The following is a 22,664-nucleotide window of genomic DNA, read 5'->3' as shown; positions in this document are numbered from 1 at the left end:
GCAACCTACTGCCCCGGCACGTCCAGCCCCGGCTCGTAGACGGGCTCGGGGTTGAACACCGGGTGATAACTCTCGGGCGGAGCAAGGTAACTGACGGGCAGCCCACCGGTGTCCACGACGATCTGATCCACGGCGATCGCCGCGTCCACCATGAAGATCCGCAGAATGTGGTCACCGGCTTCGGCGACGGTCACGTTCGCCGTCAGCTTCTCGACGCCGTCCTCCACCTGACGCGCCCATGCGTCCCCCCGGTTGCCGGTGGCGACCGACTGCCCGCTGAGAACGGTGGCCGGCCCGTCGTCGAGCGCGACGGCCACCCGGCGTTGGCCGCGCTCGTCGAGGGAGGGCAGCCGGAACACGGTGACGGGGAAGGTGCCCGTGCTCGCGAACCGCACCCGGTATCTCAACTCCGGTGCCCGGTCGGCGAAGTCCTCGGTGACCGAGGCGGCCGTCGACGGGATCGCCTCCATCGCGCCCGTACGACGACCGAGTCCCGGTACGACCCGCCAGCGCGCCCCGCCGCGCGCCACCTGCTGCGCGAAGTGAGCGGCGTCGATCGACACGAACCCGTTGGCCTCGACGAACCCCCGGGCTCGCCGCAGGGCCCGCTCCCCGTCGTTGACCACCCGCACCGGCACCTCGGCACGCTGTCCGGCCCCGGCGAAGGTGACCGTCGTGTCGAGCGTGCCCTCCGGTGCCCGCGCCCAGTCGATCTCGACCCACACCCGGGTCTGCTCGGTGAGGGATCCGCCCGCCGAGCTGAGCCGGAGCCAGGAGGCCCCGGGCTCGGCCGTCCAGTCCAGGGCGAGGAAGCCGGTGTTGAAGACGTCCACGAACCGACGGTCGCGGGTGGCGGAGGAGAAGGACAGCGGCCGGGCCGCCCCGGTCTCGTTCCCCTCGGCCGCTACTCCCAGCCCCGAGGTCTCGCGGCGGGCGACCCTGGCGACGCTCGGCCGCCCCGGTGCCTTGGGGATCTGCGAGGGGTACGGGTTCACGATCCCGTCCCACTTCCCGCCCGCCACCTCGGTGTTGTACCGCTTGGTGAGCGCCACCTCCTGGGCGTGGGCGGCCTCGGCCAGGTCCGCGAACCGGTTCGTCCCCGCGCCGCGCCCCTGCGTCACCGCCAGCCCGTTCCGGTCCGCCCAGTAGTACTTCAGGTTCATCAAGTAGGCACCGTGGACCGGGTATTCGACCAGCTCGTAGAACGCGTCCCGGTACGCCTCGGGCAACTCGGCGCCCACCGCCCGCACCCGCCCCAGCAGCCGGTCGTACGCACCCAGCCGGCGCCCCGCCTCGTCGCCGTGGTGGATCACGGACAGGATGCCGCGGGCGATGAACTCCGGCCGCAGCTCCGCCGCCAGCCGGTAGTACTCGGTGCGGATCGCCGCGATCTCCCGCCGGTGCAGGCGCCCGAACTGCCGCCCGGCCCACTCGGCGAGGAAGTCCTCGACGTCGTCGGCGTCCCACCGGTCCACGTCCCAGGCCATGTCCATGGAGAAGGACAGCCCGGTCTCGATCGACTTGAGGTCACCCACGTTGAAGATCCACATGCGGTCGACGCCGTGCTCGTACACACGGCGCAACTCCTGCCAGACCTTGGCCAGTTGAGTGGTGTCCAGCCACAGATAGCTCTTCGGGCGGCCCCAGTAGGAGAGGTGGTAGTAGATGCCGTTGCCGCCCGGGCGGGCACGCTCCGTGTCGTTCGGCAGCTGGCGCATGTTGCCGTGGTTGTCATCCGGCCAGATCAGTGTCACGTCCTCGGGGACCTGGACGCCCGCGTTGTAGAGGTCCAGAACCTCCTTGTACGGGATGAAGATCTGCGGCTCGGCCGCCGGACCGACCTCCTCGGTCAGGGTCCGGCGCTGGTCGGCGATGATGTCGTTCATCACGACGACCTTCTCGGGGATCGTCGTCGCGTACTTCGTCTCCAGCGCGCTGTCGTGCAGCCCGCGCATACCGAGCGTCCAGCTGCTCTCGTACGCCGCGTTCTGTCTTGCCCGGGCCCGCCAGTAGTCGGAGATGACCGCGGGGTTCACGGTGTAGTCGTACACCGGCGGGGTGCCGTCCGCGTTCGGGTGCTCGGCGGCCCACGGCTCCCACTCGTGGACGCCGTTGCGCAGCAGTGCCTCGGGGTGGCTGGAGCCGACGACGATGCCGTAGCGGTCGGCCAGTTCGGGGTTCTCGCGGTGCTTGTTGAAGAAGTCGGAGTAGGGGTGCATGGCCGGCCACAGGTAGTTGGCCTTGAGCCGGAGCAGGAGCTCGAAGACGCGCTTGTACGTCTCGGGGCCGATGTTCTTGTCGGTCTCCTGGGTGCGGTGCGACCAAGTGGTCAGGTTCTGCTCGTCGTTGATGAAGATGCCGCGGTAACGGACGGACGGCTCACGCCGTTTGAAGGTGTCTGCCGGGAGTGTCACGGTGTCACGGCGCTCGACCGGCACGTCGGCCCACCAGTACCAGGGCGAGACCCCGATGCGCTCCGAGGTGTCGTAGACGCCGTAGACGGTGCCCCGCCGGTCGCTGCCCGCGATGACCAGGGCGCGCCGCACACCGGGTACCGGGCGCTCCACCACCTGGGTCACGGAGGCCTCCCAGCGCCCCCGGACCCCGGAGACGTCGAGCCGCCCGGCCTCGACGAGGCGGTCGATGACGGGACTCGAGCCGATCGTGCCCACCAGGACCAACCGGTCCGCGTTCGTGGGCAGTTCGTGCAGCAGCCCCGGCCGCACTCCGCCGACCCGCTCGATGTCCGCCTGCAGATCGCCGGCGGCGCGGATCACGGCGGGGTCGTCGACGGCGTCCACGAACACGTCGACGGCGGCGCCCTCACCCACCAGGCGGAAGTCGGGCCGGCCGGAGTCCGCGGCCAGGGCGGTCGCGGCGGGCAGCAGCCCGGGAAGCAGGGGAGCCGCTCCTGCTGCGGCCATTCCCCGCAGGAAGGACTTACGGGTCCAGGACGTTGGCTGGCCGTTCGGTTCGTGGTGCGGCACGGAACGCTACCTTTCCGCGCCGGTCCGCGTCGGCTCGCGCACGGAACTGTCGGCGGAGCTCGGCGCATGACGGACTGGCTGGCTGCTTAGAAAGCGCTTGCTGTGCAGCCTAGGCCAGGGTTTCCCGGGGCGTCCAGAGTGGTGCGTGGGGTGACTTGGGAGGGCGGCCACTGTCGCGGACACGTGGCGGGGAACGCGGCGGCGGCCCTCCGGGACATGGAGGGCCGCCGCCGGGTGGCTGTGCCGGGGATCAGGGGCAGCTGATGCGGATGTCGCCCGTGTCGGTCGTGCAAGTGTCCGTGTTGAAACCGCCGTTGGCGGTGTCGTTGCCGGAGACGCTGTCGACGGTGTTGAGGTTGTCGGTGCCGTAGTTGCCGATCAGGTTGTCGTTGCCGGGGCCGCCGTTGAGCGTGTCGTTGCCGAACTGGCCGTCGAGGCGGTCGTTGCCGTATCCGCCGTGGACGGTGTCGTTGCCGTAGCTCGCGTTGACGGTGTCGTCGCCGCCGAGGGCGCAGATCACGTCGTTGTTGTAGGTGCCGGTGAGGGTGTCGTTGCCGCTGGTCCCGATACGGGTGCAGCCGCGGGCGTTGTTGACGGTGGTGGTCCTGGTGGCCGTGTTGTTGGCGGCGGCCGGGTCGGTCGTGGTGGCGGTGACCGTGGCACGGTCGGTGAGGGTGCCGGTGGCGCGGGGTTCCACGACGATCGTCACCGTGGCGCCGGGGCCGGCGGCGGAGACGCTGCCGAGGGCACAGGTGGCACCGGTGGCGGTGATCGTGCAGCTGCCCTGGGTGGTGGTGGCGGAGATGACCGAGGCGGCGAGTCCGCTGAGCGTGTCGGTGAGGGTGACGCCGGTCGCCGTGGTGCCGGCGGTGGTGTTGGTGACCGCCACGGTGTAGGTGGCACGGTCACCGATGCTCACCGTGCCGGTGCCGCTCTTCGTGACCGAGAGGTCCGTGCCGCTCGGAGGCGGTGGCGTGCTGCCGCCGCCCTGGAAGCGGGCCAGCGTGAAGTCGCTGTTCGGACCGCCCGAGCCGGCCGCGACGATTCTGCCGGCGGAGTCGAGCTTCACGCCGCGTGCCACGTCGACGCCGTCGAAGTCCGCGGTCGCCTGACCGGCGGTGCCGAAGCCGCTGTCCAGGCTGCCGTCGGTGTTGTAGCGCAGGACGGAGAAGTTGCTGCCGCCGGTGCCGGCGGCGACGATCCGTCCGTCCGGCTGGAGCACCACGTCGGCGGCACCGGCCGTGGGCGTGAGGACCCGGCCGTCGCCGTCGAAGCTCGTGTCCAGGCTGCCGTTGGCGTTGTAGCGGGCCAGCGCGGCCCGGCCGTCGCTGCCGCCCGCCGCGACGATCTTGCCGTCGGGCTGGACAGCCAGCGACTCCACACCGTCGTAGCCGCCGAAGTCGGTGCGGGCGATGCCGTCGCCGTCGAAGCTCGTGTCCACGCTGCCGTCGGTGTTGAAGCGCATCAGGGCGAAGTCGAAGCGGGTGGAACCGACCTCGCCCCCGACGACGATCTTCCCGTCGGCCTGCAGGGCCAGGGCACGGCCGTCCCCGCCCTCCTGGAGGTCCGGTCCCGCCGGATTGGCGGTCACCGTGCCGTCCCCGCCGAACGTGCTGTCCGGGGTGCCGTCGCCGGTGAGGCGCAGCACGGCCATGCGGCCCCCGGTGTAGCCGGCCGCGACGATCCTGCCGCTGGAGTCGATCGCCACGTCGAGGGCCTCGGTCGGGCCGGCGATGTCGGCGAAGACCCGGCCGTCGCCGCTGAAGGTGTCGTCCAGGGTGCCGTCGGCGTTGTAGCGGACCACCACGAACCAGCAGCAGTTCTCGTACTCCCGCCAGCTGCTGCCCACCACGACGATCTTGCCGTCGGCCTGGAGCACCACGGCGTGGGCGTCGCTCCACTGGAAGTTCGTGTCCATGTTGTTGACGGCGGTCGTCACCGTGCCGGCGCTGTCGCCGTCGTGGCCGCCGAAGCCGGTGTCCAGGGTGCCGTCGGCGTTGTGGCGGGTCAGCGCGAAGCGGCTCTCCAGCACCGACTCGTCGGTGGAGGTGCCGACCGAGACGATCTTTCCGTCGGCCTGCAAGGCCACGTCATTGGCGTGATCGTCGTCGGCGAAGCCGGTCAGGACCTTGCCGTCGCCGCTGAAGCCGGGATCCAGGTCGCCCGGGGCCGCGAGGGCGGTGCCCGGAAGGGTCAGGACGAGTGCCAGGACGGTGATCGCGACGGTCCCGGCCCGGGCCAGGAGGGACCGGCGGCGACGTCCGTCGTGTCGGCGCCGTGCTGACCGCACATGAGGTGTGAGCATGCGCGACAGCCTTCCGTCGCCCGCACACACAGGCGGCCACCACGAGCGGCGTTGCACTCACCGGACGCGGGAATCCATCCGAGCGGCGGAGCGCGGGGGCACCTGAGGTCAGTCGCGCTCGGCCTTCTCCGCCTCCTCGGCGTGCTTCTTCTTGATCCGGACCGTCTCGGTGCGGACCTCGGCCTGGGTGGCGCGCTCCTTGGCCAGCCACTCGGGCTGCTCCTGCTTCAGCGCCTCGATCTGCTCGGTGGTGAGCGGCTCGGTGACACCGCCGCGCGCCAGGCCCGCGATGGACACGCCGAGCTTGGCCGCGACCACCGGACGGGGGTGCGGGCCGTTGGCACGGAGATCCTGGAGCCACTGGGGCGGATCGGCCTGGAGCTCGGTGAGCTGTGCCCGCGAGACGACACCCTCACGGAACTCGGCGGGGGTGGCCTCGAGGTACACACCCAGCTTCTTCGCCGCGGTCGCGGGCTTCATCGTCTGGGTGCTCTGGTGCTGCGTCATGGAGTCAAGGGTATCGACTGGGTGAACGTCCGCCGACCACGGCCGGTAACCTGGCCAGGTGACAGGCTCGGAAGAACCCCCGCAGTTCCGGCTCGCCTACGTCCCGGGCGTGACCCCGTCGAAGTGGGTGCGGATCTGGAACGAGCGGCTGCCCGACATCCCGCTGACCCTTCTCCAGCTCTCCGTCGCCGAGGCGCGCGACGCGCTGCGGGGCGGGGCCGCGGACGCCGGTCTCGTACGGCTGCCGGTGGACCGTACGGTGTTCAGCGCCATCCCGCTCTACGACGAGACCACGGTCGTCGTCGTCCCGAAGGACCACGTCGTGGCCGCGGTCGACGAGGTCACCACCGAGGACCTGGCCGACGAGATCGTGCTGCACCCCCTGGACGACGTCCTGGAGTGGTCGCAGGTGCCGGGACAGCCCGCCTTCGAGCGTCCCGCGACCACGGAGGACGCCGTCGAACTGGTCGCGGCCGGCATCGGCGTCCTCGTCGTCCCCCAGTCGCTCGCCCGGCTGCACCACCGCAAGGACCTCACCTACCGGCCGGTCACGGACGCCCCCGTGTCCTCCATCGCGCTGTCGTGGCCGGAGGACGCGACCACGGACATGGTCGAGGACTTCATCGGCATCGTCCGCGGCCGCACGGTGAACAGCACCCGCGGCCGCCCGGCCACTCAGGACAAGGCCAAGGCGAAGGCCGAGCCGAAGAAGCAGCCCAAGCGTCCCGACGCGGCCGGCGGGCGACGCAAGCCGCCCGCCGCCAAGAAGACCCAGGGCGCCAAGCGCGGCAAGCCCCGGCGCCGCTCGTAGGACTCAGGACACGTAGGTCGCCTGCCCCGCCGTGTCGATCACCACCTGGCCGTTGGCCTGGGAAAGCAGTCCGGCGGACACCCAGGCGTTCACGGTGCTCGTCACCTTGGTCACGAGCGCGCTCTTGCTCGCGAACGGCGCCCCTGCCCATATCTCGTCGAGCAGCGTGGTGCCGTCGGATTTCGCGGGGTTGGCGATCCCGGAGTCGAGGGTGCCGAAGACGACCTTGGGCTCCGCGCGCCGGAAGTAGGCATGCGTCGGATTCTCCGTCCCCTCCAGGAACGGTGCGAACTCCGTGCCGTTGAGGGTGTAGTGGAGGGGCTTGCCGCTCACCGGGGCGAGGGTGGGCAGCAGGTCGCCGGACAGGGCCGCGTTGGCGTAGAGACCGAACGACAGGTAGCTGGTGGCCGAGTTGCGGGCGACCAGGTTGACCGGCCCGTAGAAGAGGGTCTGCAACGTCGGGTCGTCCAGGGCCTTTTCGACGCGCAGCCGGAACGGGACGGTGATCCGGACGACGTCGCCCGCCTTCCAGGTCCGGGACACCGTGAAGTAACTCCCGGCGGCCGGAGTCCCGCTCGCCGCACTGCCGTTGACGGTCACACGGAATCCGGACGTGGCCCACGACGGAACGCGCAACTTCAGGGCGAAGGCCGCGCTGCCGCCGCCGAAGGTGAGCGTGGTGCCCTGCTCGCGCGGGTAGTCGGTGGCCTGAGTGACCGTCACCCCCTTCTCGGCCCAGGTCAGTTGGGAGGGGCTGTAGAGGTTCACATAGAGCGCGCCGCCGTCGGCGGCCTTGAAGTACACCGAGTCCTGGTACTTGGTGGCGCTCTCCATGCCGGTGCCCTCGCAGCAGGTCGTTCCCTGCTTGGGCGTGTAGTCCCGCACATGACCGGGCGTCAGGCCGATGAAGTAGGTGACGAGCGGCTTCTCCGCGTCGGCCTTGTCCTGCTTGGAGCCGAGTACCTGGTTGAGCAGCGCCCGCTCGTAGTAGTCCATGTACTTCGGGGTCTGCTCGTGGAAGAACAGCGTCCGGCTGAGCTTGAGCATGTTGTACGCACAGCACGTCTCGGCGTTCGTGTCGCTGATCGTGCCCGCGATCAGCCCGGAGGCCTTCCAGAACTCGCCGGTGCTGGTGCCGCCGATGCCGTACATGCGGTTCGGTACGACCATGCCCCAGAAGTTCCGCGCGGCGGTCAGGTAACGCGTCTCGCCCGTCGCGTCGTACAGCCGCAGCAGACCGGTGAAGATCGGTATGTGCTGGTTGGCGTGCAGCCCGCCCAGCGTGTCGGTGTTCGCGGCGCAGGCGTCGATGAGGGAGTCGAGGTCGAACAGCCTGGCCAGCGCGAGGTGTTCGGCCTTCCCCGAGGAGGAGTGCAGGTCGACGATCGCCTCGACGATGCCGCCGAACTCGCCGCTGGAGAACAGCCCCCACATGCGCTGGAGTGTCGCCTCGGGCAGCACGGACAGCCGGGAGTACATCCAGTCGCCCATGCCGGACGCGAGGTCGAGGGCGCGCGCGTCGTCCGTGGCGGTGTACGCGTCCAGCAGACCCCGCAGGATCTTGTGCGCGGTGTAGTGGGGCGCCCACACCTTGGTGTAGTCGCTGGCGGTCCTCGTCTCCAGGTCGATGAACTGCGTCTCCGGGTACGCCGCCAGGAACCCGGGGTGACTCGGCCCGCCCCAGGTGCGGCGCAGGGTGGCGGTCAGCCCACGGCCGGAGGCGTCGGAGAACGTGCCGCCGCCGGTGGTCTGGAACCAGTACGAGGCGAGGTTGCCGAGTCCCGCCGTGGAGAGCTTGGCCTCGTTGGTCTGGAGCGAGGTGATCTCGGCCTGGGTCAGCGCGCGTGACCAGACGTTGAACTCGTCGTAGGCGCCCGCGTACACGGGGTCGCCCGCGTAGTTGGAGCGGCCGAGCCAGTTGTTGGCAAGGGTGCCGAGCGTCGCCGGGTTGAGGGTCATCGCGGTGTTGGTGGCGACGGCCGTGCCGTTGACGTACAGCGTGCCGGTGCTGCCGGAGATCGTGACCGCCAGATGGCTCCACTGGTTCAGCGGCAGCGCGGCCGTGCCGTTGAGGGCCTGCTCGCCGCCCGCGCCGTTGGTCGTGATGGCGAACCGGGGCACACCGCTCGCGTTGCGGGTGGCCAGGTACATGTACCGGGTGGTGTTGTCGCCGAAGTCGAAGGCGCGCTGCCAGTTGGCGTCGTGGGTGGGCTTGAGCCACACCGACAGGGTGATCGCGGAGGCGCCGCCGAGGACCGCGGCGGGCAGGTCGACGTACTGGTAGGAGCCGCGCACGTTCTCGTGTGCGGCGCCCCACTTCCCGGTGACGGCGAGCATCTTCGGGTCGGTGCGCAGGGCGGCGCGGGACTCGGTCAGTGCGGTGATCATGGTCGTGATCTTGTCCGCGAACACCTGCTCGCCGGTGCTCGCGTACGCCTGCGACAGCATGGTCAGGAAGTGGCCGGTGTAGTGCCCGCGCAGATTGCCGTTGGCCTCGCCGTCCAGGCCCTCCCAGCCGCCGGGTGCGACCGCGCCGCCGGTGGAGAGGCCCGCGTTGGCGCGGAAGACCTGGAGGAGCCGGTTCACGTCGTAGCCGCGCGCGTGGTCGAGCATCAACTGCCGCTTGTCGGCGAAGACACCGGGCTTGAGGGCCACCTCGTCGAGCGCGAAGGGCTGCACCGTCCAGGCGGTGGGCGCGGCTGCTGTGGCGGCGGTGGCGGACGTGGCCGCGGTGGCCCGGCCGCTCGCCGCGTACGAGATCGCGGGTGCGGCCGCGGCGAGGGCGGCTGCCTGGAGGAGGTTTCGTCTGGAGAGGGGCGGTGCCATGTGTGCTCCTCTATCGGTGTTCTATATTTCGAACGCCATTCGAATAGTCGACCAGACGATAGGGAGGGGGCGGGTGAGCGTCAACGGGTCTGGAGCGATCAGTTCCGGCCGTTCGGTCAAGAAGTCACTGCTCGCCGGTCACCAGGTCGTGGCGGGCGGAAGGCGCGGAGGCGGGGTCCGTCCGGTGCCGCGGTGGCAGAATCTGGCGCGTGGATCGGTGGCTCCTCGAACGCGAGCCCGAACTGACGCGACTGGCCGCGGCCGCACAAGAGGCTTCGGACGGCGCCGGTTCGGTGGCGCTCGTCTTCGGCGAGGCGGGAATCGGCAAGTCGAGTCTGGTGAAGGCGATGCCGGAGCGGCTGCCCGAGCGGGCACGCGTCCTGGTCGGACAGTGCGACGACCTCGCCACCCGGCGCCCCCTCGGCCCGTTCCGCGACCTCGTCGGCAGTGTCGGCGCCGAGCTGGCACGGGCCGTCATGGAGGGCGGCGACCGGCACCGTGTGTACGAGGCCCTGCGCGGCGAACTCGCAGGCACCCCGCATCCGGCGGTCCTCGTCGTCGAGGACGTCCACTGGGCCGACGAGGCCTCTCTGGACGCCCTGCGCTTCCTGGTCCGGCGCATGGAACAGCTGCCCGCCCTCCTCGTCCTCACCTACCGCGACGACGAGTTGAGCCGCGACCACCCCCTGCGCCACCTCCTCGGCCAGGTCTCCCGTACGTCCCGGGTGCACCGGCTGCCCCTCGCCCGGCTGTCCCTGGACGCGGTCCGCACACTGAGCGCCTCCCGGCGCCTCGACGCCGCCCAGGTGTACGAGGTGACCTCGGGCAACCCGTTCTTCGTCGCCGAGATCATGGCCGCCGGCGGCACCGGGGGAGTGCCCCCGACCGTCGTCGACGCCGTCCTCGCCCGGCTGCGCGGACTGGACGCGGCCACGCTGGACGCGCTGGAGCAGCTCGCCGTCGTCCCCTCGGCCGTCGAACGCCCGCTGGTGGACGCGCTGCTGGCCGACGGTGTGGCCGTACTGGCGGAGGCCGAGCAGCGTGGACTGCTCGCCGTGGCACCGGAACGCGTGGCGTTCCGGCACGAGCTGATCCGGCGCGCCGTCGCAGACTCCCTGCCCGCCGCCCGCCGTATCGAACTCAACCGCAACGTCCTGGCCGCACTCGTCGCCCGGCCCGGCTCCGACGCCGCCCGCATCGTCCACCACGCCGACCACGCCGGCGACCAGGACGCCATCGCCCGCTACGGCCCCGACGCGGCCAAGGACGCAGCCGGCGCCGGCGCCCACCGCGAGGCCGCCGCCCAGCTCCGCCTCGTGCTGCGCCAACGCCACCGCTACGCCCCGGCCGAACTCGCCGACCTGCTGGAACGCCACGCCGTGGAGAGCTACACCATCGCCGACTCGGCCACCGCCGTCACCGCCCAGCGCGAGGCCGTCGCCCTGCGCCGCTCCCTCGGCGACACCCTCGCCCTCGGAGCCGACCTGCGCTGGCTGTCCCGTATCCACTGGTGGGCCGGGGACGCCAACCAGGCCCAGGAGGCCGCCCGGGAGGCCGTCACCGTGCTGGAACACGCCGGCGACGACCGCCTCCTCGCCCTTGCCGTCAGCAACACCGCCCAACTGCGCATGCTGTCCGACCGCTACGACGAGGCCGTCGAACACGGCGAACGCGCCATCGCCCTGGCCCGCAAGGCGGGCGACGCGGCGATCCTGTCCCACGCCCTCAACAACGTCGGCTGCGCCCGCTGGCGCGGTGGGGACCCCGACGGGCGGTGGCAGCTGGAGGAGAGCCTCGACGTCGCGCTCGTCGCCGGCGAGGTCGAACACGCCTGCCGGTCCTACGCCAACCTGATCTGGACCCTCCTCGACAACCTCCGGTACGACGAGGCCGACACGTTCCTGGTCCCGGCGATGGACCTCGCCGACCGCGCCGAACACCTCGGCTTCCTCAACTACCTCCACGTCGAACTGGCCATACGGCGGCTCGCCGCCGCCGACTGGGACGACGCCGAGAAGCACGCCGAGTACGGCATGCACGACTTCGTGCCCGCCCGCTGCCCGGCGCTCACCGTGCTCGCCCGGGTCCGCACCCGCTGCGGCCGGCCCGGCGCCGCCGAACTCCTCGCCGAGGCCTGGCAGATCGCCGCACGGACCAGGGAACTGCAACGCACCGGCCCGGTGGCCGCGGCCCTCGCGGAGGAGGCGTGGCTGCGCGGCGACCTCGCCGCCGTCGTCGCGGCGGCGGGGCCCGTCCACGCCCAGGCCGACCGTCTGCCCGGCGTCCCGTACCGCGCCGAGCTCGGCTACTGGCTCACCAAGGCAGGGCACCGCGTGTCGCTGGACGACTCGGACCATCCGTACGCGCTCCAGGCCCGCGGCCAGTGGCGCACGGCCGCCACCCTGTGGGAGGCGGCGGGCTGCCCCTACGAACACGCCGTCGCCCTTGCCGAGAGCCCGGACCCCGCCGACAAGCTCACCGCGCTCGCCGCCCTGGACGCCCTGGGTGCCGAGCCCCGGGCCCGTCTGCTCCGCACCGAACTGCGGCACCTCGGCGTCCGTCACATCCCGCGCGGCCCCCTGGCCGAGACCCGCGAGAACCCCGCGGGCCTGACCCGGCGCCAGCTCCAGGTCATGCGGCTGCTCACGGAAGGCCTGACCAACGCCGAGATCGCGGCCCGGCTCTTCGTGTCCGTGCGCACGGTCGACAACCATGTACGCGCCGTCCTCGACAAACTCGACGCGCCCTCCCGAAGGCACGCCGCCGACCGCGCGGCGCGGCTCGGGCTGCTCCCGGAACGTGAAGCTTCGGTTCCCGGCGAAACGTAGGTACCCGCAGGCCCCGAGCTGGGTGACGGCCACGGATGTCCGCTGTGATGCGACGCGAGTAGAATATACGAATTGACCCGTTTCACCCGATTCCTGAACGGGGGACCGCATGACCACCACGATCGCTCAGGCGGCACGCAGGGAACTGAACGGATTCACCGGGGAGTTGATCGGCCCCGACGACACCGCCTACGAAGAGGCCCGGACCGTCTACAACGCCATGATCGACCGGCGTCCCGCGCTCATCGCCCGCTGCGCCGACGCGGACGCCGTCGCCGGCGTCATCGCCTTCGCCCGCGCACACGACCTGCCCCTCGCCGTCCGCGGCGGCGGCCACCACGGCGCCGGTCTCGGCACCGTCGACGACGGGGTGGTCCTCGACCTGTCACCCCTGAAGGACGTCCAGGTCGACCCCGACGCCCACACCGTACGGGTCGGCGGCGGCTGCGTCTGGGGCGAGGTCGACCGCGCCACCAACGCGCACGGTCTCGCCACCCCCAGCGGCATCATCTCCACCACCGGCGTCGGCGGCATCACCACCGGCGGCGGACTCGGCCATCTCACCCGCAAGTGCGGGCTGACCATCGACAACCTGCTGGAGGCCGACGTCGTCCTCGCCGACGGCCGCAAAGTACAGGCCAGCGGCTTCGAGAACAGCGACCTGTTCTGGGCGATCCGCGGCGGCGGAGGCAACTTCGGTGTCGCGACGTCCTTCCTGTTCCGGCTCCACGAGATCAGCACCGTCGTCGCCGGACCGACCTTCTGGGCCGTCGAGGACAGCGCCGAAGTCCTCGCCGCCTACCGGGACTTCCTGCCGAACGCGCCCCGCGAGCTCAACGGCTTCTTCCTGCACGGCACCGTGCCGCCGGCCCCGCCGTTCCCCGAGGAGATCCAGCTCCGCAAGACCGCGGGTGTGGTGTGGTGCTACGCCGGCGCCGACCCCGAGGCGGCCGCCCGCGAGATGGCCCCGCTGCTCGACGCCCTGCCCCAGCCGCTGCTGCACGCTCCCATGCCCATGCAGCACCCCGACATCCAGTCCGCGTTCGACGGGCTCTACCCGCCCGGCCACCAGTGGTACTGGCGTGCCGACTTCGTCGAGGACATCCCGGACGAAGCCGTCGAACTCCACGCCAAGTTCGGCGCCGAGGTCCCCACCATGCAGTCGACCATGCACCTCTACCCGATCGACGGCGCAGCCCACGACGTGGGCCAGGACGACACCCCCTGGGCCTACCGCCACGCCCGCTGGGCGTCGGTCTACGCCGGCGTCGACCCCGACCCGGCCAACGCCGAGCTGATCAAGCGGTGGACGGTCGACTACTTCGACGCGCTGCACCCGTACTCGGCGGGCGGCGCCTACGTGAACATGATGATGGACGAGGGGCAGGAACGCGTCCGGGCCAGCTACCGCGGCAACTACGACCGGCTGGCCCGCGTCAAGGCCGACCGCGACCCGGACAACGTCTTCCGCCTCAACCAGAACATCCAGCCGGCCCCGAAGCCCTCGCACGAGGCGCGGCCGTAGCGCCTCACCAGGTATCGACGAACGGGCGGTGCCCCGGCTGCGGGACGGGGCACCGCTGAAGTGCCGCAAGGATCCAGTCCCGCGACCCGGCCGGGTCGATCACCGCGTCGATCTCCAGCGCCGCCGCCGTGTTGACCGCCTTCCCGCGCTCGTACAATTCGGCGACCCGCGCCTCGAAGGTGCGCGTCCGCTCGACCGGGTCCGTGATCGCCGCCAACTCCTTGCGGTAGCCCAGCCGGACGGCACCCTCCAGCCCCATGCCGCCGAACTCCCCACTGGGCCAGGCGGCGGTGGCCAGGGGAGCACGGGTCGAGCCGCCCATCATCGCCATCGCCCCGAGTCCGTACGCCTTGCGCAGCACCAGACTCACCAACGGCACCCGCAGATTCGCGCCGGTCACGAAGAGCCGCGCGAAGTGCCGTACGGTCGCGGTCCGTTCGGCGTCCGGTCCGACCATGAACCCGGGGGTGTCGCACAGCGAGACGACCGGCAGCCCGAACGCGTCGCACAACTGGAGGAAACGCGCCGTCTTGTCGGCCGCGTCCCGGTCGATCGCCCCGCCCAGATGCGCCGGATTGCTCGCGATCAGCCCCAGCGGACGCCCCTCGATCCGCACCAGAGAAGTCAGCACCCCGATGCCGAACCCGGCCCGCAGCTCCAGCACGGACCCGCTGTCGGCCAGCCCGCGCACCACCGCCCGCACGTCGTACGCCCGCCGCCGGTTCTCGGGGATCGCATGACGCAACAACCGCTGGTCCGGCGCCTCCCAACTCCCCTGCGGCCCTTGGAAGTACGACAGATACCGCCGGGCGACCCGCACCGCCTCCGCCTCGTCCGCCGCGGCGATGTCGACCACACCGTTGGGGACCTGCACCGACAGCGGTCCGACCTCCTCCGGGCGGTACACACCGAGCCCACCGCCCTCGATCATCGCGGGCCCGCCCATCCCGATGCTCGCCTCGGGCGTCGCGATCACCACGTCACAGCAGCCGAGCAGCGCCGCATTGCCCGCGAAGCACCGGCCCGAGACGACACCGACGAGCGGAACGAGCCCGCTGAGCCGGCCCATCCGCTGGAAGGTGGTCACATCGAGCCCGGCCACGGCGGTCGTGTCCGTGTCCCCGGGCCGGCCCCCGCCACCCTCCGCGAACAGCACGACGGGCAGCCGCCGTTCCTCCGCGAGCTCCAGCATGCGGTCGGTCTTGCGGTGGTTCTGCAGGCCCTGGGTACCGGCCAGGACGGTGTAGTCGTACGACATCACCACGCACGGTTCGTCGCCGACGCGCGCGGTGCCGGTGACCATGCCGTCCGCCGGCGTCGACCGGATCAGGTCGTCCAGTGAGCGGCGCCTGCGCTGGGCGGCGACGGCGAGCGCGCCGAACTCGGTGAACGAGCCCGCGTCGCACAGGTCCTCGATGTTCTCGCGGGCCGTACGCCGGCCCAGGGCATGCCGCTTCGCGACCGCCTCGGGCCGGTTCTCGTCCAGTCCGAAGGAGTGCCGGTGCCGGACCTCGGCCAGGTCGGGGCGCTCGGCGTCCGGATCGACGGCCTGCGGGGACACCTCCTCCTCGGCCTCCCCGGACACCTCGTCCAGAGCCACCAGCAGCTGCCCGTCGCCGACCGTCGCCCCCACACGCGCGTGCACCGCACCCACGAGCCCCGCACCGGGCGCCCGCACGACGTGTTCCATCTTCATGGCCTCGATCACCAGCAACTGCTGCCCGGGACGCACCGGTTCGCCGTGGGCGACGTCGACGGACACGACCGTCCCGCTCATGGGAGCGGTGACGGCCCCGCCCACAGGAGCCGTGAGCTCCTCCTCGGGCAGGGGCCGCGTCCAGCACCGAGGTTGCGCCAGCACCTCCCGCAGCAGCGGTATCCCGGTCCGCACCCCCTCCACGGCGAACTCGCCCAGCGCCCGCCGCAGCCGAGCGCAGGCCGCCTCGACATCGCCGTTCGGGACGTGGGCGACGACCTTCGCGAGCAACGGGTCGTACCGGACGCCGACCTCGTCCCCCGGCCGCACCGCCGTGTCGACCCTGACCCCCGGCCCGGTCGGCACGTCGAAGCGGGTGACCCGCCCCAGTCCCCGCGCACTCACCCGCCCCTGCACGGCGAACCCGCGCGGCGGCGCCGGCGGCCCGGCCAGCCCCAGCTCCGCCAGCGTGCCACCGGCCGCCAGCCGCAGCTGCACGGCGACGAGATCGACACCCGTCACCTCCTCGGTGACCGTGTGCTCCACCTGGAGCCGCGGGTTGGCCTCGATGAAGTGGAACCGGTCGTCCAGGACCAGGAACTCGAAGGTGACGAGACTCGAACAGCGGGCTGCCGCGGCCATCCGCAGGGCGCTGTCGAGGATCTTCTCCCGTACCGAGTCCGGGAGTTCGGGCGCGGGCGCGATCTCGATCACCTTCTGGTGGCGGCGCTGGACGCTGCAGTCCCGGTCCCACAGATGACCGAGGGCACCCGAGGTGTCCCCGATGACCTGCGCCTCGACATGCCGGGCCCCCTCCAGTAGCCGCTCGACGTACAACTCGCCCCGGCCGAACCCCTGCAGCGCCTCCGAACGGCACCGCTCCCAGGCCTCGTCCAGTTCCTCGGCCCGTCGCACGACCCGCATCCCGCGCCCGCCGCCCCCACCGACGGCCTTGACCATCACGGGCCCGCCGGCCAGGAACACCCGCGCCTCCGCCAGGCCGCCCCGCACCCCGGGAAGCACGGGAACCCCTGCCGCCACGGCGAGTTCACGCGCACGCACCTTGTCCCCGAAGACGTCCAGCACCTCCGGGGAGGGCCCGACGAAGGTGATCCCGGCGTCGCGGCACCGCCGCGCGAAGTCCGCGTCCTCGCTGAGGAAGCCGTAACCGGGATGGAGGAAGGAGCAGCCGGTGCGCACGGCGGCGTCCACCAGGGCGTCCGCGTCCAGGTATCCGCTCAACGGCACGGCCTCGTCGGCCAGCCGCAGATGTGCCTCGTCGCCCTCCTCGTGGACGGCGACCGTACGCATCCCGGCCTCGGCGGCGGCCCGTAGGACCCGTACGGCGATCTCCCCGCGGTTGGCGACGAGTACGGCACCCATCTGTGAGCCTCCAGGACGTCATCGACCGGCCCCGTCATGCTCATTGACATTGACATTGACGTCAACGTCAATATGCTCGCCGCGTGACCCGCACACAGAAGCCCTGGGCGGTCCGCACCGCCCGCGACCGCACCGAGGCACCGGCCCGGGCACGCCTCCTCGACGCCGCCGAGACCGTCTTCGCCCGGCTCGGCCACGGCCCGGCCACCGTCGCCGACATCACCGCCGAGGCGGAGGTGTCCAGGGCGGGCTTCTATGTGTACTTCGCGTCCAAGGAGGAGATCTTCCGCGTCCTCGCGGCACGCGTACGGGACACGTTCCTCGCCGCCCAGGACGTACCGGGCGTCGACACGGACGACACCCGTGCCGTCGCCGAGGCGTCCGTCGGCGCCTTCATCACGGCCTATGTACAACACCTGCCGCTGCTGGGCCTGCTGGAGCAGCAGGCCCGTACCGACGCGGACATGGGCGCGCTGTGGGAGGAGATCAGGGAACGGCCCGTCCACCGCCACGCCCGCTACATCGGTCGCCTGGTCGAGCAGGGGCGTGCCGCTCCGGCCGCCGAACCGCTGATCCTGGCGCGGGCGGTGGGCGGCATGTGCGTGGAGTTCGCGCGCGTGACCGCCGAGCGGCCCGACCGGTACGACGACGCGGTCCGCGAAGTCACCGCCCTCTACCTGCACCTGCTCGGAGTGCCGGGAGGAACCGCGCCATGACGCCGGATCAGGAGGACGGGTCCGAGCGCACGAGCCAGTCGTACGCGGACCGCGCCGTGAACTCCGCCTGACCGCCACGCAGCAGCAGACTCGCGGTGGTGAACTCCGGGGCGTCGGCCTGCGCGGCGACGTACGGGATCGCGATGCAGCGCATCCCGGCCGCGTGTGCGGCGGCGGCACCCGGGGCCGCGTCCTCCAGGACCACGCAGTGCGCCGGGTCCGCGCCCAGCCGGCGGGCCGCCTCCAGGAAGACGTCCGGGGCGGGCTTGCCGCGCTCGACCTCGTCGGCGGAGACGACGGTACGCAGACAGGCGTCGAGGCCGGTGCCCTGGAGGATCGCGTCGATGGCTTGCGGTGACGAGCCCGAGGCCACGGCCATCGGTACGCCCTCGGAGGCCAGCAGTTCCACGAACTTGCGCATCTCGGGGTAGGCGGGGGTGTTCGCGCGGGCGAGCTCCAGATAGCGGCGGTTCTTGGCGGCGAACAGTTCCTCGACGGAGGCGTCCAGGTCGTACTCCCGCTTCCAGAGCCCGACCGTCTCCAGGGTGCTGATGCCTACGTACCGCTCGTGCTCGGCCCAGGTGAAGTCCGGTACGCCGTGCTCGGCGAGGATCTGGCGGCCCGCCTCGTAATAGTTCGGCTCGCTGTCCACGAGCGTTCCGTCGAGATCGAAGATGACCGAGAGGGTGCCGGGATTGCTCATGGTGTTCAGGATGTCAGGTACGGACGGAGCGGCCGATCGACTCCACCAGCGGCAGCAGCCGGTGCGGCACCCGCTCGCGCAGCGCCACCTCCGTACGGGTGCGGACCACGCCCGGCAGACTGATCACCTTCTGGATCACGTCCTCGAGATGTGCGTTGTCCCGCGCCACGACCCGGGTCAGCAGATCTCCGCCGCCCGCGATCGAGAAGGCCTCCACGATCTCCGGTACGGAGGCCAGTGCGTCGCCCACGTCGTCGAGCCGGCCCTGGGTGACCTCGATGTGCACGAAGGCCAGCACCGGGTGGCCGAGGGCCGCGGGGGAGAGGGCCGGACCCGTGCCGGTGATCACACCGTCGCGCTCCAGACGGTCGAGGCGGGCCTGGAGCGTGCCGCGGGCGACGCCGAGGACACGGGCGTACTCGCGCACGCTCGTACGGGGCTGTTCCAGGAGCAGCCGCAGGATGCGGGTGTCGAGCTCGTCCACGGCCATGGTGCGCGGCCTCTCCTCGTCCGTGGTCCGTTGGCCCGCTGATGGACGGCCAGGAACCGTTTCTGCTGTACCAATGGCCCAGCATATTCGACGCCACTTGAGCCAGTCGCGGCTGTGATGCTGCAATGAGCCTGTCGATGGCGCTGCGGATCCCGCGGCGCCTTTTTCATGCCGGGATTCAGGCCGGGATTTCAGTAGGGGGCGGACAGCAGTGCTGAAGAGGGTGTTCATGGCCCCGGACCCGGGGCACGTACGGCTGCGCTTCGCCGCGCGGGCCGTGCTCGGCATCGGGCTCGCGGTCGTCGTCTGCGGCCTCGCCGGTCACTCCCTGGTCGGCGCGGTCACCGGCGGGCTCGCCGCGCTGCTCGCCCTGTTCACCGTCACCGACGCCACGGTCCGCGGGCAGGCGGTGACCACCGCGCTGCTGCCCGTCGTCGGACTTCCCGTGCTGGCCGCCGCGGCCGGGCTGCACGATCAGCCCGTCGCCCGTGACCTCACCTTCCTCGCCGTGATCGGCGCGGGCGTGTACGCGCGCCGCTGGGGCCCGCGCGGGCACAGCCTCGGCGTGTTCGCGTTCATGACGTTCTTCGTGGCGCAGTTCCTGCGAGCGACCCCGGACCGGCTGCCCGAGCTGTACACGGCCGTCCTGCTGTCCGTGCTGATCGCCGCCGTGGTGCGCTTCGGCGTGTGGCGCTACGAGCGCCGACTGCCTCCGGCCCCGGTGCCCGCCCCGCCCGCGGGCACCGGCCTCGCCCGCGTGACCACCCGACAGGCGGTCCAGGCGACCGCCGGCGCGGCCTTCGCGCTCGTCGTGGGCCAGCTGGTGTCCCCGGAACGCTGGTACTGGGCCGTCGGCGCGACCTGGTGGGTCTTCGTCAACACCACCTCGCGCGGGGAGACCCTCGTACGCGGCTTCCGGCGGGTCCTCGGCACGGTGATCGGCATCGGCCTCGGCCTGCTCGTCGCCGTTCCGGTGGCGGGGTCGGCGGTGCCCTCGGCCGTGCTCCTCGCCGTGTGTGTCTTCGGGATCTTCTACACGGCCGCGGTCTCGTACACGTGGATGATGCTCTGCGTCACCGTCCTCGCCGAGCTGCTCTACGGCCTCCTGGGCCTGCTCACCCCCGGTCTGCTCGCCCTGCGCCTGGTGGAGACCGGTATCGGGGCGCTCGGCGCGATGCTCGCCGTGCTGTTCGTGCTGCCGGTGAGCACCCACACCACCACCGACGCCTGGATCCAGCGCGCCCTGCGCTGCGTCCACGCCTGCACCGCCGAGGCCGCCGCCCGCCTGCGCGACGTGGCGGGCGCCGACCCGGCCCCGCGCGTGGCCGAACTGGAGCAACTGCTCGGCCGGGTACGGCTCTCCGTCGCACCGCTGGTGCACCCGCTCAACCCGATGCTCGGCCGCAAGCGGCGCGCCCGCCGGGTGCTCGCCCTGCTCGACGACTGCGCCCGCGAGGTCCGCGGTCTGGTCGCCGTCGCCGCCGACCCCGAGGCCTCGCACGACGCCCGTCTGGCCGCCGCCTGCTGGCGGGTGGAGGCGGCGGTGGAAGCGCTCACCGGTGGAAGGCTCGAGGACGTGGCGCGGGTGGACGGTCCGCCCGCCGCGGAGCCCGCGCTGGCCCATCTCCACGGTCTGGAGCGGGCCCTCGCCGAGCTGGCCACGCCGCTGCGGACACCGTCCGGGTCGCCCTTGGTCGGAGCCTGAACCCCTGCCCGGGGGCAACCGGAAGAACCACTTTTACGCGCCATCTACAGGGTGGATCAGGCCACGCGGCGGGTAACCCCGCGGCTATCGACGCACGGAAACCCCGCGGGCCGTGCGGGAGCGGTCCGCGGGCGAGCCGCCTGGGGGTGTGCCATGCGGAACTTCCCACGCAGCAACGGACACCGGACACCGGTGCCGGACGGGTCTGCCGTCCCACGGCGCGATCCACCGTCGTACGAACTCCTCCGCGCCGCAGCTGACTTCCTCACCCTGCACCACTCCGAGGAACGGCTCGGCGACCCCGCCCACCGGATCGCCGCCATCCGCACCGAGATCGCGGGGACGGGCACGTACCGCCACACCACGGAGGAACTCGTCTTCGGCGCCCGGGTGGCGTGGCGCAACGCCAACCGGTGCATAGGGCGCCTGTACTGGCGTTCCCTGCGCGTGCGCGACCTGCGGGGGGTCCGTGACGGGCACGACGTGGCCGAGGCGTCCGCCGACCATCTGCGGGAGGCGAGCCGGGACGGCCGTATCCGCGCGCTGATCTCGGTCTTCGCACCGGACGGACCGCGCCGCCCTGGACCGCGCATCTGGAACGAGCAGCTCGTCCGCTACGCCGGTTACACCCGCCCCGACGGCGGCGTCACCGGCGACCCCCGCAACGCGGGCCTCACCGGGCTCGCCCTGCGCCTGGGCTGGCCCGGCGGTCCGGGCACCCCCTTCGACGTGCTGCCCCTGGTGGTCCAGGGCGGCGGCGACGAGGGGCCCGCCTGCCACGACCTGCCGGACGACGCCGTACTCCAGGTGGAGCTGACGCACCCCGAGTACACCTGGTGGCGCGCGCTGGGGCTGCGCTGGCACGCGGTGCCCGCACTCGCCAACATGTGGCTGGAGATCGGCGGGACCCCGAGTCGCTGGCCCGCGCCCGCGGCGAGAGCGTCACCGCTTCCGTCGCGGGTCCGTGAAAGTCGCGGAAAGTCGACGAGATCGTCCCCCATTTGGTCTAGACCGTTGGTGATCCACTGCTACGGTCGCCCCGAACGGCACAGGACCGAGAGGGGACAGCGGTGGCAGAACGGCAGCGAAGGGCGTTCATCGGGTCGTTCACGGCGGCCGGGGGCCCCGGCATCGTGACGGCGGCAGTGGACCCGGACAGTGGCGCCCTGACGCCCCTGAGCAGCGTGGACCGCGTACCCGACCCCTCGTATCTGGCCCTGGCGCCCGACGGGGGCACGCTCTACGCCGTCAGCGAGACCGCCGACGGCGCGGTGGCCGCGTACCGGGTCACCGGCGACAAGCTCGAGCCGGCCGGCGCGCGGGTGCGGGTCGGCGGCGACGGGCCCACCCACCTGGGCCTCTACGACGGGCACGTGCTGACCGCCAACTACGGCTCCGGCAGCGTCACGGCCGTGCCCGTCCGCCCCGACGGCACCCTCGCCTCCGCCGCCTCCGGCGTACTGCGGCACACCGGCTCGGGCCCGCACGTCCGCCGCCAGCAGGGCCCGCACGCCCACCACGTCCAGGCCGACCCCAGCGGGCGGTGGGCCGTCAGCCTCGACCTCGGCACGGACTCGGCGCGGGTGTGCACGCTGACCGGCGGCAGCCCGGTCCTGCATCGCGAGATCGCCCTGCGCCCCGGCTCCGGACCCCGCCACCTGGCCTTCCACTCGGACGGCACATACGCCTACGTGCTCAACGAACTCGCCCCGACCGTCACCGTCTGCCGCTGGAACGCCGCCGAGGGCCTCCTGGAGCCCCTCACGGAGGCCCAGGTGCTGCCGGGCGCCCCGGCCGGCGACGCCTACCCGTCGGGCATCGTCGTCGCACCCGACGGCCGCTTCGCATGGACCGCCACCCGCGGCGAGGACGTCCTGTCCACGTTCGCCGTCGAGGGAGAGCGACTGCGGCTCATCGGGTCCGTGCCGTGCGGAGGCCACTGGCCACGGGCGCTCGCCGAGTCCGACGGCTTCCTCTACGTCGCGAACGAACGCTCCGGCGACGTGACCTGGTTCGCGGTCGACCCGGACACGGGACTGCCACGCAGGAGCGGGTCCACCGAACTGCCCGCGGCGTCCTGCGTGGTCCTCGGCTGAGCCCCACCGGACCTCTCGACAACGCCGAAGGGCCCGCTCCCGCGCCGGGAGGGGCCCTTCGGCATTTCTTACGGTGATGAGGCGCG

Annotated in this window: 14 protein-coding genes; 7 read left to right on the top strand and 7 right to left on the bottom strand. The window is 72.0% G+C overall.

The window, feature by feature from the left end; translation table 11 throughout:
- Positions 1-5: 5 nt before the first annotated feature.
- From OHU89_RS08430 to OHU89_RS08420, 3 genes are all read right to left on the bottom strand, one after another.
- On the bottom strand, positions 6-2,924 hold the full coding sequence (locus OHU89_RS08430) for a glycosyl hydrolase 115 family protein (protein ID WP_405641346.1): 2,919 nt from the start codon (positions 2,922-2,924) through the stop codon (positions 6-8).
- 313 nt (positions 2,925-3,237) lie between these two features.
- The gene (locus OHU89_RS08425) at positions 3,238-5,292 is read right to left on the bottom strand and encodes a calcium-binding protein (protein ID WP_405641344.1); all 2,055 of its coding nucleotides are present in this window, start codon (positions 5,290-5,292) and stop codon (positions 3,238-3,240) included.
- Positions 5,293-5,400: 108 nt separating this feature from the next.
- Positions 5,401-5,799, bottom strand: coding sequence for a DUF5997 family protein (locus OHU89_RS08420; protein ID WP_266895802.1), 399 nt, complete (start codon positions 5,797-5,799; stop codon positions 5,401-5,403).
- A 58-nt stretch (positions 5,800-5,857) separates the two neighbouring features.
- On the opposite strand from OHU89_RS08420, the gene OHU89_RS08415 reads away from it, so the two are divergent.
- The gene (locus OHU89_RS08415) at positions 5,858-6,610 is read left to right on the top strand and encodes a LysR substrate-binding domain-containing protein (RefSeq protein WP_405641342.1); all 753 of its coding nucleotides are present in this window, start codon (positions 5,858-5,860) and stop codon (positions 6,608-6,610) included.
- A 3-nt stretch (positions 6,611-6,613) separates the two neighbouring features.
- Here the strand turns inward: OHU89_RS08415 and OHU89_RS08410 are convergent, their stop codons facing one another.
- Positions 6,614-9,436, bottom strand: a complete 2,823-nt coding sequence (locus OHU89_RS08410; RefSeq protein WP_405641340.1) for a beta-L-arabinofuranosidase domain-containing protein — start codon at positions 9,434-9,436, stop codon at positions 6,614-6,616.
- A gap of 209 nt (positions 9,437-9,645) precedes the next feature.
- Here OHU89_RS08410 and OHU89_RS08405 point away from each other — a divergent pair, with 209 nt between their 5' ends.
- Both OHU89_RS08405 and OHU89_RS08400 read left to right on the top strand, forming a co-directional pair.
- Positions 9,646-12,264, top strand: a complete 2,619-nt coding sequence (locus OHU89_RS08405) for an ATP-binding protein (protein ID WP_405641338.1) — start codon at positions 9,646-9,648, stop codon at positions 12,262-12,264.
- A 109-nt stretch (positions 12,265-12,373) separates the two neighbouring features.
- Positions 12,374-13,789, top strand: coding sequence for an FAD-binding oxidoreductase (locus OHU89_RS08400; RefSeq protein ID WP_405641336.1), 1,416 nt, complete (start codon positions 12,374-12,376; stop codon positions 13,787-13,789).
- Between the two features lie 4 nt (positions 13,790-13,793).
- Here the strand turns inward: OHU89_RS08400 and OHU89_RS08395 are convergent, their stop codons facing one another.
- Positions 13,794-16,868 carry a carboxyl transferase domain-containing protein gene (locus OHU89_RS08395; RefSeq protein WP_405641334.1) on the bottom strand — a complete coding sequence of 1,025 codons (3,075 nt, stop codon included), beginning with the start codon at positions 16,866-16,868 and terminating at the stop codon, positions 13,794-13,796.
- 83 nt (positions 16,869-16,951) lie between these two features.
- Here OHU89_RS08395 and OHU89_RS08390 point away from each other — a divergent pair, with 83 nt between their 5' ends.
- Entirely contained in the window at positions 16,952-17,584 is a 633-nt protein-coding gene (locus tag OHU89_RS08390; RefSeq protein WP_405641332.1) for a TetR/AcrR family transcriptional regulator, read from the top strand.
- A gap of 7 nt (positions 17,585-17,591) precedes the next feature.
- Here the strand turns inward: OHU89_RS08390 and OHU89_RS08385 are convergent, their stop codons facing one another.
- On the bottom strand, positions 17,592-18,287 hold the full coding sequence (locus OHU89_RS08385) for an HAD family hydrolase (protein ID WP_405641330.1): 696 nt from the start codon (positions 18,285-18,287) through the stop codon (positions 17,592-17,594).
- 13 nt (positions 18,288-18,300) lie between these two features.
- Positions 18,301-18,777: an Lrp/AsnC family transcriptional regulator gene (locus tag OHU89_RS08380; protein WP_046257178.1), complete on the bottom strand. Its 477-nt coding sequence runs from the start codon at positions 18,775-18,777 to the stop codon at positions 18,301-18,303.
- Positions 18,778-18,988: 211 nt separating this feature from the next.
- Between OHU89_RS08380 and OHU89_RS08375 the strand changes: the two genes are divergently transcribed.
- From OHU89_RS08375 to OHU89_RS08365, 3 genes are all read left to right on the top strand, one after another.
- Positions 18,989-20,482 (top strand): FUSC family protein, encoded by a 1,494-nt coding sequence (locus OHU89_RS08375; RefSeq protein ID WP_405641328.1) that lies wholly within the window; start codon positions 18,989-18,991, stop codon positions 20,480-20,482.
- A gap of 153 nt (positions 20,483-20,635) precedes the next feature.
- On the top strand, positions 20,636-21,619 hold the full coding sequence (locus OHU89_RS08370; RefSeq protein WP_405641326.1) for a nitric oxide synthase oxygenase: 984 nt from the start codon (positions 20,636-20,638) through the stop codon (positions 21,617-21,619).
- Positions 21,553-22,578 (top strand): lactonase family protein, encoded by a 1,026-nt coding sequence (locus OHU89_RS08365; protein ID WP_405641324.1) that lies wholly within the window; start codon positions 21,553-21,555, stop codon positions 22,576-22,578. The genes OHU89_RS08370 and OHU89_RS08365 overlap by 67 nt, the downstream gene beginning before the upstream one ends.
- The last annotated feature ends 86 nt before the right edge of the window (positions 22,579-22,664 follow it).

It is taken from the genome of Streptomyces sp. NBC_00019 (assembly GCF_045041015.1).
In the GTDB taxonomy this organism is placed as follows: domain Bacteria; phylum Actinomycetota; class Actinomycetes; order Streptomycetales; family Streptomycetaceae; genus Streptomyces.
The sequence above is the reverse complement of the archived record's forward strand: the minus strand, read 5'-3'. Positions and strand labels throughout refer to the sequence as shown.